A 16,881-nucleotide genomic window follows, 5' to 3' on the forward strand; every position below is an offset into this window, starting at 1 on the left:
GAGAGCAGACCTTGGGGGCCTAATGGCGCGCGTGCGCGGTGTCGTCCTGTTCGCCGTCCTGTCCGTCATAGCCGCCTTCGTGCTGGTGTCGGTCCAGCCGTGGACGTCCGCACCGCCGCCCGACCCCGCGCCGGTGGCCGAAGCACCCGACGAGCTGTCCGCGTCGCTGGCCGCACGCCGGCAGGGCACCCGGGTCGAGGTCGCCGGCCTGCGCACGGAGACCGCCACGACCTACGCCAACCCCTCCGGCACCTGGACGGTCGAGCAGTCCGTCGGGCCGGTGCGGGTGCGCCGCGGTGACGACTGGGTACCGGTCGACACCGACCTGACCACCACTTCCGACGGCGGCCTCGCCCCGAAGGCCGGCCCGGTCGACGTGCGGTTGTCCGGTGGTGGCGCCACGCCCTTGGCCAGGGTCGCGGCGGGCGGCGCGGAGCTGACCCTGACCTGGCCGCGGGCCTTGCCGGTGCCGCACGTCGACGGCGACACCGCCACCTACCCGGACGTGCTGCCCGGCGTGGACCTGCGGGTGCGGGCGACCGACCAGGGCTTCGGCCACGACCTCGTGGTCCGGACGCGGGAGGCCGCCGCGGACCCCGCCCTGGCCCGCGTCCGGTTCGGCCTGGCAACCAAGGGGCTGAGCCTGCGCGCCGACGAGGCCGGGAACCTGTCCGCCACGGACGCCTCGGGAGCGGTCGTCCACTCCGCCGCCGCCCCGCTGATGTGGGACAGCCCTGACGGCGACGCGCCGCGCACCGAGCGGCGGGTCGGGGTCGAGCTCGGCGACGGCACGCTCACCCTGCTGCCGGACCCCGCGCTGCTGGCCGACCCGGCGGCCCGGCTGCCGATCGTCATCGACCCCTACCACTCGTTCACCACGCCGATGGCGCACAACTCGTGGACCCTGATCCGCCAGGCGTTCCCGGGGCAGGCGAACTGGAACCTGCGCCCGCACGACGAGGACACCCGGATCAAGGGCGTGGCGCGGATCGGTCACGCGCCCGGCTACGCGTCCGACTTCCTCGACCGGTCGGTGTTCCAGTTCAACCTCGACGCGGTGCGCGGCGCGGACGTGATCGGCGCGACCTTCAAGGTCTACCAGGTCTGGAAGTACGCCAACACCTGCGACACCGCCGCCGTGGACAACATGGTGCTGCACGTGACCGACCCGATCGGCCCGGGCACCACCTGGACCTCGCACTGGAACAAGTTCTGGGGGCAGCAGGCATGGCCCCGTTCGGCGGCCAAGCTCGGCCAGCCCTGCGGCCCGGACTGGGTAGGCGTGAACGTGACCGGCGCCGTCGAGGCGGGCGCGAACCAGAACGGGCTGGTCACGCTCGGCCTGCGGGCCGGCGACGAGACCGGCGACGCCGGCTGGAAGCGGTTCTACGTCCAGGACGGCTACTACCCGAAGATCGAGATCGAGTACAACCGCCGGCCGCTCGCCCCGACGGACCTGCGCACGGAGCCCGCGCTCTCGCCCTGTCACTGGTGCGCCGGGGTGACCTACGCCCCTGACACCACCCTCTCCCTCACCGGCGTCGGCTCCGACCCGGACGGCGGCCAGGTCACCGCGTCCTGGCTCATCGGGTCGCCCGCGCTCGTGAAGAAGCAGGCGCTCTCGTCCGGGTTGCGCGCCCGGACGTCCATCGAGACCGACGCCTACGCCGACGGCACGAAGGTCGACTGGACCCTGGGGATCTCCGACGGGGAGCTCGCCGGGCCGGTCGTGCGCGGTCCATCGTTCACCGTCGACACGACACCACCGTCGGACGCGCCGACCATCGCCAGCCCGACCTATCCCGCGGACAACGCCTGGCACGGCGGCGCCGGTGTGCCGGGCACGTTCACCTTCACGCCGCCGGCGGCCGACGGCGACATCGACCACTACCGGTACGGCTGGACGACCCCGCCGACCACCAAGGTGCTCGCGTCCAGCCTCGGCGGACCGGGCACGGTGACCACCGCGCCACCCGCCGACGGCGTGCAGACACTCTACGTGCAGAGCGTGGACAAGGCGGGGAACGAGAGCGGGATCCGCGAGCACCACACGCACGTGCGGGCCGGCAACGGCGCCCGGTCCCAGTGGTCCTTCGAGGGCAACGCGCAGGACACCGCGTTCCTGGGCGACCGGCACGGCACGGTGCACGGGCCGACGACCTACCAGCCGGGCGCGGTCGGCAACGCCGTCCGGTTCGAGCGTGGCGGCACGGTGACCGCGCCGCGCGCGGTCTCCACCGACGCGAGCTTCACCGCCGCGGCGTGGGTGCGGCTGGACGACGTCGTGCACACCCACACCGCGGTCAGCCAGTCCGGTGCGGCCGTCGCGGGCTTCGAGCTCGGGTACCGCACCGAGGCCGGCGCGGGCCACTGGTTCGTCCGGATGGCCACCACGCCGACGGCGACCGCGACCGTGGTCACCGCCCAGGCCACCCAGCCGGCGGCGGAGGACACCTGGACCCACCTGGCCGGCGTGTACGACGCCGAGAAGGGGGAGCTGCGGCTGTACGTCAACGGCGTGCTGTCCGCGACCGTCGTCCACCGGTCGACCTGGAACGCCGACGGCGAGGTGCACATCGGCAACGCGTTGCTCGGCGGCGGCTACCAGAACCACTGGCTGGGCGGTGTCGACGAGGTGCAGCTGTTCGACCGGGCGGTCGGCACCGGTGAGCTGAAGGCCATGGTCGGCAGCAGCAACGTGCAACTCGCGCACTGGAAGTTCGACGAGCGCGCGGTGAGCTCCCAGCCCGGCCGGACGGCGGCCAACGCGGTCCCGGGCGGCCAGGCGGCCGTGCTCGGCGAGGAGGGCGCGGAGTTCGTCACGCCGGGCGCGAGCGGCGACCGGGGCACCGGCGCGCTCCACCTCGACGGCCGCGGCCACGCCACCACGAACGAGCCGACCCTGCGCACCGACCAGAGCTTCACCATCGCGGCGTGGGCGCGGCTGGACGCCACCGGCGGCGACACCCGGCCGGTGGTCAGCCAGCACGGCACGAACACCTGCGGTGTCTGCCTGCAGTACCAGGCGACCACGGACCGCTGGGTATTCGTGCTGCCCAGGTCCGACGACGTCAACCCGCCCACCGGCTACGACTTCGTCCAGTCCAAGCAGGCGGCCGTCGCCGACGACTGGGTGCACCTGGTCGGGATCCACGACGCGTCCGTGCCGGAGATCCGGTTCTACGTGGACGGCGAACTCGCCGGCCGGCAGGCGAGGACGGTGGGCTGGCGGGCGACCGGGGCGCTGCGGATCGGCGGGGGCAACCTCGACGACCACTTCGTCGGCGACATCGACGAGGTCCGCCTCTACAGCCGGGCCATCTCCGACGACGAGATCCGCGGCATCGTCAGCGCGGAGGGCGTGAGCGAGGGTTCCTGGAAGCTCGACGGCACCGCCGACGACTCCTCCGGCAAGTCACGCGACGGAGGACTCGTCGGCGACCCCTCCTGGGTGGCGGGCCAGACCACCGGACCGGACCCGGCGGACCTCGCGGTGCGGCTGTCCGGCTCCGGCCAGCACGTCAGCGCGCCGAACGCCGTGGACACCACCCGCAGCTTCTCGGTCAGCGCGTGGGCGCGGGTCGACCAGGCGGGCCGACAGGCGTCGGTGGTGTCCCAGAGCGGCGCCACGCTCAGCGGGTTCACCCTGCGCTCCACGGCCGGCGGCCGGTGGTCGTTCGCCATGCCGCGACTGGACATCTCCGGCGGCGGCGGCATCGACGAGGCGCTCGGCACCCCCGTCCAGTCGGGGGTGTGGACGCACCTGGTCGGCGTCTACAGCCGGGACCGCGGCCGGGTCGAGCTGTACGTCAACGGCCTGCCGGCCGGGTCCGCCGCCCACACCACGACCACGTTCAACGCCACCGGGAACCTCCTCATCGGACGGTCCAAGATGGACAGCGACTTCGCGGGCGCGGTGGACGACGTGTCGGTGCACGGCCGTCCGCTGTTCGTGGACGAGATCCGCGCGATGGCCGGCCGCGACCTGACCCTGGTGCACAACTGGCAGCTCGACGAGCGCGGCGGTGCGACCGCGGCCGACTCGGTCGGCACCCGGGGCGGCGCGCTGTCCGGCGGCGCGGCGTTCACCTCCGGCCGGGTCGGCAACTCCGTGCACCTGGACGGCGTCGACGACGTGGTCTCCACCAGCGGCGTCGACCTCGACGTGGCGAGCGGGTTCACGGTCTCGTCCTGGGTCCGGTTGGACGGCTACACGTGCGCGACCGCGTGCCGGTACACGGCGGTGAGCCTGGACGGCGCCCAGCACAGCAAGTTCCGGCTGGGCCACCAGGTCGACACCGCGCAGGGCGACCGCGGGTACTGGGTGTTCGAGCTGCCCGAGCCGGACGGGTCGGTCACCGAGGCGGCGGTGAGCGTGCTGCCCGGTGAGGTGAACAAGTGGGTGCACCTGACCGGCGTGTACGACGCGGCCACCGGGAAGGTGTGGCTCTACGTCAACGGCACGCGGGTCGACGACGGCACCCTGCTCACCCCGTGGGCCGCGGGCGGAGCGCTGCGGATCGGACGCGGCCAGGCGGGCGGGGCCGCGAGCGGGTACTGGAAGGGTGACGTCGACGAGGTCCGGATGCACACCGGTGCGCTGGACAAGGCACGGGTGAGCGCGTTGTACCGGTCGTTCCCGGCACCGGCCGCGCCGGCGGAGCTCCCGGACGCGGACGCCGGTCACTGGACCTTCGACGAGGCCGTCGGCACGGTCGCGGCCGACGCCAACGGCCGGTTGCCGGCCACCCTGCGCGGCGGCGCGACCTGGATCGGCGGGCGCGACCGTGCCGCCGGCTGGTTCGACGGTACGTCCGGATACGCCGAGACCGCCGGCCCGGCGCTGCGCACCGAGCAGAGCTTCTCGGTCGCCGCGTGGGCGTACCTGGCGAGCGGGATCACCACCGACCGGACGGTGGCCGGCCAGGACGGCGCACAGGCCGGCGCGTTCCGGCTGGGCTACGACGCGACCGCGCGCCGGTGGTCGGTGGTGGTCGCGCCCGCCGCGGCCGGCGCCCAGCCGGTCTCGCTGACCTCGACCGAGGTGGCCGGCCCGGCCGACTGGACCCACCTGGTGGTCACCTACGAGCAGTCCACCGGCGAGCTGAGGCTCTACGTCAACGGCGTGCTGTCCGGCCTGCGGCTCGGGGTGGTCGTGCCGGGGTCGGCCGGCCCGTTCACCATCGGCCGCGGCAAGGCGAACGGCGGCCCCACCGGGTACTTCCCACGCGGGATCGACGACGTGCGGGCGTACAGCCGAGCGTTGACCGACGGCGAGGTGCGCCGGGTGCACGACGCGGCCCCGGCGATCGAGCTCGCCTCCTGGAGGTTCGACGCCGACAGCGGCGAGGACCACTCGGGGCGCGGCAACCCGGTGACGCCCGGCGCGGGGGTGTCCTACGTGGACGGCGTGAGCGGCCGTGCGCTGTCGCTGGACGGGGTGGACGACTCCGCCGTCGCGGCCTCGGCGGCGGTCACCATGCGGTCCAGCTTCACGGTCAGCGCGTGGGCGCGCCTGTCCCGGGCCGACCGGGTGGCCACGGTCGTGGCGCAGGACGGCTCGCGGATGAGCGGGTACGCCCTGCAGTACCGGCCGGAGCTCAACCGCTGGGTGTTCGGCACCCGCCTGTCCGACAGCGACGGCGCGGAGGCCTACCACGTCAGGTCGGCCCAACCCGCCCGCGTCGGGGTGTGGACGCACCTGGTCGGGATCTACGACAGCGCGGCCCGTGAGCTGCGGATCTACGTGGACGGGCAGCCCGCCGGGGCACGGGGGACCGGTGCGCTGTGGCCGGCCACCGGTGCGCTCACCATCGGCCGGAGCAAGGTCGACGGCGTCGGGGCGGAGTACTTCCCGGGCGCGATCGACGAGGTCCGGGCGGATTTGGGCATGGTGTCCGACCAGGACATCGCCGAACGGGCGGGGTGGCCGCCGCCGCCGGCGGGCCTGCTGGGCAGCTTCGCCGACGTCAACGGCGAGCGCCGCACGATGAGCACGAGCTCGACGCTCCCGGCCGGGTACCGGATGGTGGCGCCCCTGGGCACGCTCCCGGCCGCCGACACCCCCGGCACCCACCCGCTCTACGCCTGCGCGTCCGGGACGGGCGACGGGTTCACCTCCCGCCAGGAGACCTGCGAGGGCGGCACCGCGCTGGGCACGTTGGGCCCGGTGTTCACCGACCCGCCCGAGGGCGTGCCGTCGATGCCGGTGTACCGGTGCGCGGCCGGCGGCGGTGAGCGCTTCGACGCGACCGACTGCGGCGCCGGCGCGACCGTCGAGGTGCCGCTGGGCCACACGATCGCCTACGCCCCGTACGCCCGCTACTACAGCCGGACCGGTCGCGACCACTGGTCGACCACCGGCGGCACGCTGCCGGGCTACCGGTTGGAGCACGTGCAGGGCTGGGTGCCGCTGGTCCCGCTGCCCGGCACCGTGCCGCTGCTGAGCTGCCGGACCGGTGTCGACGAGTTCTCCTCCACCCGAAGCGACTGCGAGGGCGGTCGGAACCTCGGCGTCATCGGGTACGTGTGGCCGGTCAAGCCGGCCGAGGTGGACACCCGGCAGGTGTACCGGTGCACGGTCAACGGCCAGCGGTTCGTGTCCACGCGCGAGGACTGCGAGGGCCGGCAGGTCGAGGGACCGCTCGGTTACATCACGTACCCGTCGCCCGTTCCGGCAGCCTGAGGGGAACGCCATGCCTGTACGCAAGCGCAGCTGTGCCCTGGTCGTGACGCTCGCCCTGGTGGCGGCGCTGGTCCAGGTCCCGCCGAACGCGGTGGCGGCGGGCGGTCCGTCCGTCCCGCTGCCCTCCGTCGGCTCGGTCCCGGTGAGCGGGCAGGGCGACGCAGGTCCGCCGGCCGACGACCAGACCGGCCCGGGCCTGAGCGGGGACCAGGGGCCGCGGCCGATCGACCCCGGGTCGGGCGATTACGCCGCGACCGCGATGAAGCCGTCGGCGACCTGGGACGTCTCCGCCCACACCGGCGACTTCAGCTGGAGCTACCCGCTGAGGGTGCCGCCGGCACCCGGCGGGCTCACCCCGGACATCGCGCTGTCGTACTCCTCCAGCGCGGTGGACGGGCTGACGTCCTCGACGAACAACCAGGCGTCCTGGGTCGGTGACGGGTGGTCGTTGTGGCCGGGGTCGGTGGAGCGCGACTACCGGTCGTGCTCGGACGACCTGGGCGGCGAGGACGGCCAGCCCGGGGACCTGTGCTGGCGCAGCGACAACGCGACGTTGTCGTTGAACGGTGGCGCGACACCGCTGATCCGGGACGACGCGACCGGCGTGTGGCGGCCGAAGAACGACGACGGCTCCCGGGTCGAGCGGATCACCACCGGCGGCAACGGTGACGACAACGGCGAGTCGTGGCGGATCACGACGGTCGACGGCACCCAGTACCACTTCGGCACGGTGCCGTCGGCGGCGTCGACCTGGACGGTGCCGGTCTACGGGGACGACGCGGGCGAGCCGTGCCACGTGCCCGGGTCGTTCGCGTCGTCCGGCTGCGTCCAGGCGTACCGGTGGAACCTGGACAAGATCGTGGACCGCAACGGCAACATGGTGCTGTTCACCTACCAGAAGGAGGGCAACCACTACGGCCGCGACAAGAACAGCGTCGCGGCGGCCTACGACCGGGGTGGTTGGCTGCACCAGGTCCGCTACGGCCTGCGGGCCGACGACGCGTCGGTGCGCGCCACCGGGGTGGTCGACTTCACGACGGTCGACCGGTGCGTCCGGGACTCGGACTGCACGTGGTCCAAGCCCGACAACCTGCCCGACGTGCCGCTGGACCTCAAGTGCGACGGCGGGAGCTGTCCGAACCTGTGGTCGCCGACGTTCTGGACCACCAAGCGGCTCCGCACGATCACCACCAGGGTCCTGCGTGACGGCTCCTACCAGCCCGTGGACTCGTGGACCTTGCGGCACGAACTGCCCGACCCGGGCGACGGGGAGAAGCCCGCGCTGTGGCTCGCGGGCATCACCCACGCCGGTCACGCCGACGGCACGCTCAGCCTGCCCGAGGTCACGTTCCACGGTGCCCGGCTCGTCAACCGGGTGCACGGCGGCGACGACGGGTACGCCTCGCTGGTCCGGTTCCGGATGAACACCATCGTGTCCGAGACCGGCGGCGCCGTCTCGATCCGGTACGCCGAGCCGGAGTGCGTGGCCGGGCGCACCATGCCGGCCGAGCCGCACACCAACACCCTGCGCTGCTTCCCGTCGAAGTGGAAGCCCACGGGCGCGCCGGAGCGCACCGACCACTTCCACAAGTACGTCGTCGCCCAGGTGTCCCAAGTGGATGGTCTGGCCGGCGGTCTCGCCCACGAGACCCACTACGAGTACCTGGGCGGGGCCGCCTGGCACTGGCCGACCGCCGACTCCGGTGAGGAGGACCGCAAGACCTGGAACGAGTTCCGCGGTTTCGCCACCGTCCGGGTGCGCACCGGTTCCGGCCAGGACGGCAACCGGACCATGGCCGAGCAGCGGTTCCACCGCGGCATGCACGGCGACAAGCTGCCGGGCGGCGCGACCAGGGCGGCCGAGGTGAAGGACTCGGAGAACAAGGTGCGCGCCGACGTCGACTGGTTGCGCGGGTTCGAGTTCGAGAACGCCTCGTTCCGCCATGAGCAGGCCTCGCCGTCCGAGCCGCCCCGGCTGACCAAGACGATCACCGATCCGCACGTGACGGGCCCGACCGCGACCAGGGGGCCGTTCCGGGCGCACCGGGTGCTGCCGGGCGTCACCACCACCTACACGCTGCTCACCAGCGGGCGGCGCACCACCCGCATGAGCACCGCCTACGACGACCACGGCCGGGCCACGAAGGTCGATGACGAAGGCGACGTCGACGACCCCGAAGACGACCGCTGCACGCTGACCGGCTACCGCGAGGACACCACCCGGTGGCTGGTCGACCTCCCGTCGCGCACCGAGACCTTCGCGGTCCGGTGCGACCGGACCCCGGTCTTCCCCCGCGACGCGATCACCGACCGGAAGATCACCTACGACGCCGACGGCAACCCGACCCGGATCGAGGTCGCGAAGGAGCGGCCCGCGACCGGACCGGTCTACGTGACCACGTCAACCACCGCGTACGACTCCCACGGCCGGGTCACCGCGTCCACCGACGCCCTCGGCAACACGACCACGACCGCGTACACACCGGCGATCGGCGGACCCACCACCACGACAGCGGTGACCGCGCCGCGGGCCGGGCCGACCGCCGCCGGGCTGGTCACCACGACCACCCACGACCCGTCCTCCGGCCAGGCCGCGAAGGTGGAGGACCCCAACGGCCGGGTCACCGAGACCGACTACGACGCCCTGGGCCGCCGGACGGAGATCTGGCTGCCCAACCGACCGAGGGCGACCCACGCGCGGGGCAACGCCCGGTTCGCCTACGAGGTGCGCACCACCGGGCCGGTCGCGGTGACGACCACGCGGATCGGCCCGAACGGGGTGTTCACCGCCGCGACCGAGCTGTACGACGGGCTGCTGCGGCTGCGGCAGAAGCAGACACCGGCGGCGGGAGGCGGCCGGCTGCTGGCCGACACCCGCTACGACTCGCACGGCCGGCCGTTCAAGGTCACCCGGCCGTACTACAACGAGGGCCAGGTCGGCACCGACCTCGTGTTCCCGGCGGACGCGGCGGTGCCCGCGATGACGGTGACCGAGTTCGACGACGCCGGCCGACCGGTCGCGGAGGTGCTCAAGGGCACCGGCTTCGAGTGGCGGACCACCACGGAGTACGGCGGCGACCGGGTGCACGTGACCCCGCGCCAGGGCGGCACGCCGACCACCACGATCACCGACGCGCACGGGCGGACCGTCGAGCTGCGCCAGCACCACGGCTCGGGCTACCACTCGACCACCTACCGGTACACCAAGGCGGGGCGGATCGCGCAGGTCGTGGACGAGGCGGGCAACACCTGGCGCGCCGAGTACGACCTGCGCGGCCGGATGACCACGTTGGACGACCCGGACCAGGGCGTCACCGCGATGACCTACGACGACGCGGACCGGCTGACCACGACGACCGACGGGCGGGGCGGGACGGTCGCCTTCTCCTACGACGGGCTCGGCCGCCGCACCGGCAGCTACCGCGGCCAGGTCGGCGGCACCCGGCTCGCCGAGTGGACCTACGACACGGCCTCCAACGGCAAGGGCCACCCGGCGACGACCACCCGGTTCGCCGGCGGCCACCGGTACACCACCAGCATCGGCAACTACTCCCAGCTGTACCGGCCGACGGAGAAGTCGGTGACGATCCCGGCCACCGACCCGGCTCTGGCCCCGCTCGCCGGGACCTACACCTGGTTCGCCTCCTACGGCTGGGACGGCAGCCTGTCCGGCGAGTCGTACCCGGAGGTCGGTGGACTGGAGACCGAGACGGTCGACTACGTCCTCGACGACGCGGGCCGGCCGAGGTCGAGCACCGGGACCTACCAGGGCGACACCGTCGACCTGGTGGGCGCGACCGCCTACACCCGTTACGGCGAGGTCGAGCGCCTTCAGCTCGGCTCGGGCACGAAGCGCGCGTGGATCTCCCGGTACTACGAGGACAGCACCCGCCGGTTGAAGCGCACGATCGTCGACGCCGAGGTGCCGGCCCCGATGCAGACCGACATCAACCACACCTACGACCCGCAGGGCAACATCACCTCGATCACCGACCGCCCGATCGGCCTCGCCGCGGACACCCAGTGCTTCCGCTACGACGGCCTGCGCCGCCTGACCGCCGCGTGGACCCCGGCCGCGTCCTGCGCGGACCCGGCCGCCGCGCTGGGCGGTCCGGCCCAGTACCGCAATGGCTACACCTACGACCCGGCCGGCAACCGGCTGACCGCCACCAGGAACGGCACGACCAGCACCTACACCTACCCGTCGGGGCACACCGTGTCGTCGGTGACCACCACGTCCCCTTCGGGCACCAACACCGTCGACTACACCTACGACGAGGCCGGCAACACCACCACCCGCACCGGCGAGAGGTTCGACTGGGACGAGGAGGGCACCCTGACGTCGGTCACCAAGGGCGGCGCGACCACGTCGTTCGTCCACACCGCGGACGGCGAGCGGCTGCTCAAGACCGATCCGGGGGGCACCACGCTGTACCTGCTGAACCAGGAGGTGCGGCTGGCCAAGGGGAGCAGCACCCCGAAGGCGACCAGGTACTACACGTTCCATGACGAGACCGTGGCCGTGCGCCAGGGCGCGGCGCTCACCTGGTTGGCCGGCGACCACCAGGGCACACCGCAGGTCGCGGTGAACTCCCAGACGCTCCAGGTGACCAAACGCCGGTTCGACCCGTTCGGCGTGCCACGCGGAACGGCGCCGACGGCGTGGCCGGGGGAGAAGTCCTTCGTCGGCGGCGAGCACGACCCCTCGACCGGGCTGACCCACCTCGGCGCCCGCGACTACGACCCGGAGCTGGGCCGGTTCCTGTCCCTCGACCCGGTGATGGACCTGTCCGACCCGCAGCAGCTGCACGGGTACGCCTACGCCAACAACACGCCGGTAACGTCCCAGGACGCGTCGGGCCTGTTCACGTCCGAGTGCGACAACTGCGGGTACGTGGACTCCAGGGCGTTGCAGAACAAGGAGGACAACCCGAAGTCGAAGCCGTACAAGCCGCGCGGCAAGCCGAACGGCACCGGCCGGATCCTGCCGTCCGAGACAGTCTTCTCCACCCCCAAGAAGATCAACGACGTCCTCGGTGCCGTGCTGGAAGGGCTCAAGCGGTCGGACCTGATCGAGGAGCACATCCTGGCGTTGGGGAAGTTCGGCGACTACAACGAGTTCATCCAGCTCAACCGCTGGTACGGCAAGGTGCTCGACGTCCTCGACCACAAGTGGGTGCGGAGCCTGGGGCGGCTGAGCGCTCTCCTGGGTCCGGGTCTGTCCTACGCGGACTACCGGGCCACGGGTGACCGCCCGGTGGCGGCGGCGATCAAGACCGGCATCGAGACGGGCTTCTCGTGGGGCGGCGCCCTGATCGGCGGCGGGGTGGGCGGGCTGTTGGGTGCGCCGTTCGGCATGTTGGGCTCGCCCACCGGCATGGTGGCCGGCGCGGGCGGTGGCGCCTACCTCGGCAACATGCTCGGTGGCGAGGTGGCCAAGGCGGCCGACCCGGTCATCGACATCTTCGGCGCCTACATCGAGGACGGCATCGAACCCCACAACCTGGTGGGCAGCCGCCTGTTCGACATCGGCATCGGCATGCAGGCCGCGGCCGACGGCAGCATCAGGGAGAAGGCCCGGGACGGCGAGATCTCCGGATCCGACATCGTGGACTCGTCGATCGACGTGGGCCTGTCCGTTCTCGGCTGGTAGCCCGGGACGACGCGGTGGCTGGGCGTTCGCGGCGTTGGCCGCCGACGCCGCGGACGTGCCGGCCAAGGTCCGCGACGCGCACGAGCGCCAGCCCGACCGGGGCGAGGGCTGGTACCTGGTGTGCCGCCCGAGGCGCCCGACCCCGCCGATCGAGCTGGAGCGGTACCTCACCCCGGCCCGCCCGGTCGCCGACACGGACCTGGTGGGCCGTGAACTGACCGAACTGCGCGAACTCGAACGGGATCTGGATGTCGACGACCCGCGCGGCGACGCCTACGCCGAGGCCGTCGGGCTGCTGGAGTGGCAGCCGCGCGGCGCGGCGAAGGAACAAGGACTGGTCACCCGGTCGCAGGACTACGTCCCGGTGGCCGACGACGGTTACGCCGTCTACAGCGTCCCGCGGGACGGGCCGCTGGTCGACGCCTGGCGCAAGACCCTCACCGAGGTCGACGTGAACCAAGCGAAGCGGCTGCCGGGTCGCCGAGTGGGACGACCGGACCATCCTGGCCGGCGACGACGAACTGGGCACCACGATCACACTGCTCGACCTGACCTCCGCCGACGACGCGCGCATGCGGGTGGACCCGGTGCCACTGCCCCCGCGCTCCACCCGCGACGCGTTCGCCTACGGCTACGGCGGCGGCACCCCGGCCACCACCTACCAGACCCTGCTGCGCTGCGCGCTGGACGACAGCGGCCAAGTCGAGACGGTGCTGCGCGCGGAGTCCTGGAAGAACAGCCAACGGTGAGCCGTGCGCGGACGTGCTCGCCGAGTGGGCTGTCCGGTATGACGGTGACCCGCTCGCCACGTTCGGCGGCCGCAAGGGCGTCGGCCATGCCCGGTGTGCCGGTCGGGCTTTGCCTGCCCCTCGGCTGGCGGCGAATCGCGGATCGCTGGATGCAGCCCCAAAGCTTCGACAGGCGCGCTCTTCGCGGCTGCTGCCTGGTCTTTTCCGCCGGTTCCGTCCGAGCAGGCCAGGAAGGTTCCCAAGACCGCGAGGTTCACCGACTCGACGACGCCGTCGAGGGTGGTCTGTGTACACCTGACCGTCGAGCCACCGGTCACTCGCCGTCGGCATATGGGAGTATTCCTCGACTTTTGATCGTAACGCGCTTCCGGTGCGGCGATGACACGTACGAGTTACGCAGCTCTCCCAATTGTGGTCGACCGGTTCCGCGTGCGCGGTGAACTGGAAGGAGATCGGTGCGCGCAAATCCAGGGTCAGATCCACCCTCGGAGCGGTGGTGAGCGCGGTTGTGGCGGCTTCGTGGTCGCTGGTGGGTGTGCCCGCCGCGCATGTGCAGCTCGGCGAGCAGCAGTTCGTGCAACTGGGACCAGACACCGGCCCCGTTCCAGTCACGCAGCTTTCTCCAGCAGGTCATCCCGGAGCCGAAACCGAGCTCCTGCGGAAGAAACTCCCACTGGATCCTGTTCGGCAAGGTTTGTCACCCTTCTTGTGGTGGGCCGGTCGGGTGTGTGCCTGGCTGGTAGCCAGGAGGAGTCCGACGTCCAAGCGTTACGCGATAACGCAGTTCTTCGATCCGGCTGGTCGTCCCGAACCGGGGCGGACGGCTTTCGGCGCCCCTGCTGAGCGGGCGGTCTTCGGACCTTTGTCGAAGCGCCGCTCTGCCAGACCTTCCGTTGGAGGGGGCGGAATCGGTCAGGGGATGGGGATGCGGCCCCAGACGACTTTGCCGCCGTCCTCCTGGCGAACGCCCCAGGCGTTGCAGATCGTTTCGATCATGGTCATGCCGTTGCCCCGTTCGGGGCTGACGCTGGAGGAACCGACGACCGGTGTGCGGTGGGGGGTGGCGTCGCGAGCCTCGACGACGAGTTCGGGCCCGCGCTCGGGGTGGACTTCCCGGCGCAGCAGCAGGTGCCGGGGGTGGTCGGCGTGGTCGCAGGCGTTGGACGCCAGCTCCGTGGCCACCAGTTGCACGTCGAGGACGAAGCCCTCGTCACACGTGTGCAGTACTTCGCCGATGCGGTTGCGCACGGCGGCGAGGTCGTCGCAGGGCACCGAGGTGTCCACCGCCACCTGGCCGGTGGTCCGGCCCGCGTCGGCGTGACCGTCCGCACCGCGCTCGTCGTGCGCAATCGTCATCCCTTCACCTGAACCGGTTGCGCTGTCCGGGTCCGAAGTGGCCCCCGCGGTGGGATGTTCGGGGTTCGAGCGGGCGTTGTTCACTACATCGGATTGCCCGAAACGTTCGCACCCCATGCGTGGTTAGCCCATTCGGTTCAATGCCGGTGTGGGTGTCGCCGCCTGAGTCTTGGGCCGTCGGGGGTCATGCACCAGTTGCTCGTCGATGAGGTCGACCGGCAGGAACGACAGGTCGAAGGCGTCGAACCGCTTCGCCAGGTCGCACGCGACGATCTCGACCGAGCCGCTGGCTGTGGCCGGCGCAGCAGCCGGCCTCGGTACACCGCTGTTCACGGCTACCGTCGACAACTGGGAGCCCACTCGACTACGAAGACATTTTCACACGTCCGGAAACGGCACGCAGCCGGCTGATGGGTGCCGCTGCCGATGGCTGACCTGGGAAAAGGTGCTCAGAGCAGGGTGAGCGGTATGGCGTCGATCAGGCGCCCCGCGTGGTCACTTCTCGTCGTGTGACCCTGAACTTGGCGACTGCCTGGGGCAGCACGCCAGGCCTGGCGGGCAAGGCGGTATGGGCGCACCTGACGAATACGGTGCCGCCGGTCGAAGGTCCGCCGTGAGCGGCGCAGGTTCGACGAATGGTCCCTGCCGTTTGCTGCGAGGCCGCACTCCCGGACGGCCGGATGCTTCCAGCTGGCCGCTCCCGACGCTTCGGCAACCACTCCCGCGTACGACGTGATCAAGCCCTCAACGCCACGGCGGGTCGCCACCGAGGGGCGACGGTCATCGCCGCGTCGTCGTCGGCCTTTCCCGGTCGGCCAAGACGCACGTCTCATGGGGCGGTCGGCGTCGTGTCGGGCGGGTCTGGCACAGGGCTGTGCCGGGCGGTGATCAGGGCGATATCGTCGCCGGCAGGCTGGTCGCCGCAGCGGCCCGGTCGACGCCACCGGCGTCAGCGCGGCGATCACGTTCTCCGGCGCCGCCCCATCGCCTTGTCGCACCGTGTTCGGCAGCCCCGGTTCGTCCACCCTCGCCGGCACCAACGGTTCCGATGTGATCTGCGGTCTCGGATACGCCACCACCATCAACGGCGGCACGGCAACGACGTCATCTACGGCGGATCCGCCTCCAGCACCATCACCGGCGGCAACGGCGATGACACCATCTACGCCGGTGACGGCGACGACATCATCAACGGCGGCAACGGAAACGACACCCTGCACAGCCAAGGTGGCAACGACCGCAGCTTCGGTGAAGACCTCGTCGCCGGCCTGTTCACCTGGCTGTTCGACAACGGCAACGACATCATCGTCGGCGGACCCGTCGACGACACCCTCGACGGCCAAGCCGGCGACGACAACCTCACCGACACCTCCGGCGACGACACCATGAAGGGCTCCAACGGCAACGACACCATCAACGTCCAGGACGGACTCGGCGGCGACACCGCCGACGGCGGCAACGGCACCGACACCTGCACCACCGACACGACCGACACCAAACTCAGCTGCTAACCGCCAACACACGCACGACGCCGGGCCGTCACCGGCCCGGCGGTCGGCGCCGCTGTTCCTGCCGAAACATCCTCAATGCAGGTCAGGCGTCGTGGTGGTACTTGTTGAGGATGTCGCCCGGTCGCTGCAGTCGGTGGATGCCGAGCTGGTGACCGCAACCTGCTCTGTGGCCGGTGGTGGTGGTCTCAGCGTTCGGTCGAGGAGTTCGTGTCCGCGGTTGCGGATCGAGCGCTCCATGATCGTGTTCATCCGCGCTGTTGGGACACCGGGTCTGGCAACATGGTCGGGCTGGTGGCTCCCCGTCAGGTGATGACCAGGGTGGAGGGGACGGTGATCATGAGGTTGTTCCCGAGGACCGGACACCAAATTTCATGCCACGAAGCGAGAATCTTGACGACAGCCGACGCGGACCTCGTACGGGGCGCGGTAGTCGACTGTCGAATGTAAACGGTCGTGGTTGTAGTAGCCCAGGTAAGCGAAAACGCCGCGTCGAGCGGCGTCGCGGGTGTCCCAGACGGTGGTGCCGATCTCGGTCTTGAGGGTGGCGAAGAACGTTCCGCTACCGCGTTGTCGAAGCACGACCTTCGCAAGCCTCAGCTGCGGCAACACGCCGCTGGTCGAGGAGGCGTTCGGCCGCCAGACGCTCGCGCTGCTGGCCACCCTCAACGCCGAGTGCGCCGGCGTTGCCGTGGGGCGGCGACGCCGCCCTCGCCCATCGTGACGGCGCCAGCCGCTGAACCTGTCCGGTGCCGTCCGGATTCGGCCGCCGCACCGGCGGCTGACCGGTTTCGGCGTTCGCGCATCCCCTTCGACGCGCTCGACTTCCCCGCGCGTCACGGAGGGGGCCGCCAACCTCCGATTGGCGGATGTCACCGCCGCCGTCGAGCTGCGGGCGCAGCGCGCCCACGGCGGCGTCTGTGGGCATAG

At 71.7% G+C, this 16,881-nt stretch carries 7 protein-coding genes and 1 pseudogene; 4 read left to right on the forward strand and 4 right to left on the reverse strand.

What is annotated here, in order from left to right; genetic code table 11:
* The first annotated feature begins 31 nt into the window (after positions 1-31).
* The 3 genes from LZG04_RS11210 (at position 32) to LZG04_RS11220 (ending at position 13,087) form a co-directional block, all read left to right on the forward strand.
* Positions 32-6,685, forward strand: a complete 6,654-nt coding sequence (locus LZG04_RS11210) for a LamG-like jellyroll fold domain-containing protein (protein ID WP_233815767.1) — start codon at positions 32-34, stop codon at positions 6,683-6,685.
* Positions 6,686-6,695: 10 nt separating this feature from the next.
* The gene (locus tag LZG04_RS11215) at positions 6,696-12,338 is read left to right on the forward strand and encodes an RHS repeat-associated core domain-containing protein (RefSeq protein WP_233815768.1); all 5,643 of its coding nucleotides are present in this window, start codon (positions 6,696-6,698) and stop codon (positions 12,336-12,338) included.
* A gap of 587 nt (positions 12,339-12,925) precedes the next feature.
* Entirely contained in the window at positions 12,926-13,087 is a 162-nt protein-coding gene (locus LZG04_RS11220; protein WP_233815769.1) for a hypothetical protein, read from the forward strand.
* 541 nt (positions 13,088-13,628) lie between these two features.
* Here LZG04_RS11220 and LZG04_RS11225 read toward each other — a convergent pair.
* The 3 genes and pseudogenes from LZG04_RS11225 to LZG04_RS11235 form a co-directional block, all read right to left on the reverse strand.
* A pseudogene (locus LZG04_RS11225) lies at positions 13,629-13,766 on the reverse strand (transposase); the annotation flags it as partial.
* Positions 13,767-13,999: 233 nt separating this feature from the next.
* A complete protein-coding gene (locus tag LZG04_RS11230; protein ID WP_233815770.1) occupies positions 14,000-14,443 on the reverse strand; it encodes an ATP-binding protein in 444 nt (147 codons plus the stop codon).
* A 123-nt stretch (positions 14,444-14,566) separates the two neighbouring features.
* Positions 14,567-14,803, reverse strand: a complete 237-nt coding sequence (locus LZG04_RS11235; protein ID WP_233815771.1) for a hypothetical protein — start codon at positions 14,801-14,803, stop codon at positions 14,567-14,569.
* 524 nt (positions 14,804-15,327) lie between these two features.
* Between LZG04_RS11235 and LZG04_RS11240 the strand changes: the two genes are divergently transcribed.
* Positions 15,328-15,954 (forward strand): calcium-binding protein, encoded by a 627-nt coding sequence (locus LZG04_RS11240; protein WP_233815772.1) that lies wholly within the window; start codon positions 15,328-15,330, stop codon positions 15,952-15,954.
* 369 nt (positions 15,955-16,323) lie between these two features.
* On the opposite strand, the gene LZG04_RS11245 is transcribed toward LZG04_RS11240, so the two are convergent.
* Entirely contained in the window at positions 16,324-16,614 is a 291-nt protein-coding gene (locus LZG04_RS11245; protein ID WP_233815773.1) for an IS3 family transposase, read from the reverse strand.
* Between the last annotated feature and the right edge of the window lie 267 nt (positions 16,615-16,881).

The organism is Saccharothrix sp. S26 (assembly GCF_021390395.1).
In the GTDB taxonomy this organism is placed as follows: domain Bacteria; phylum Actinomycetota; class Actinomycetes; order Mycobacteriales; family Pseudonocardiaceae; genus Actinosynnema.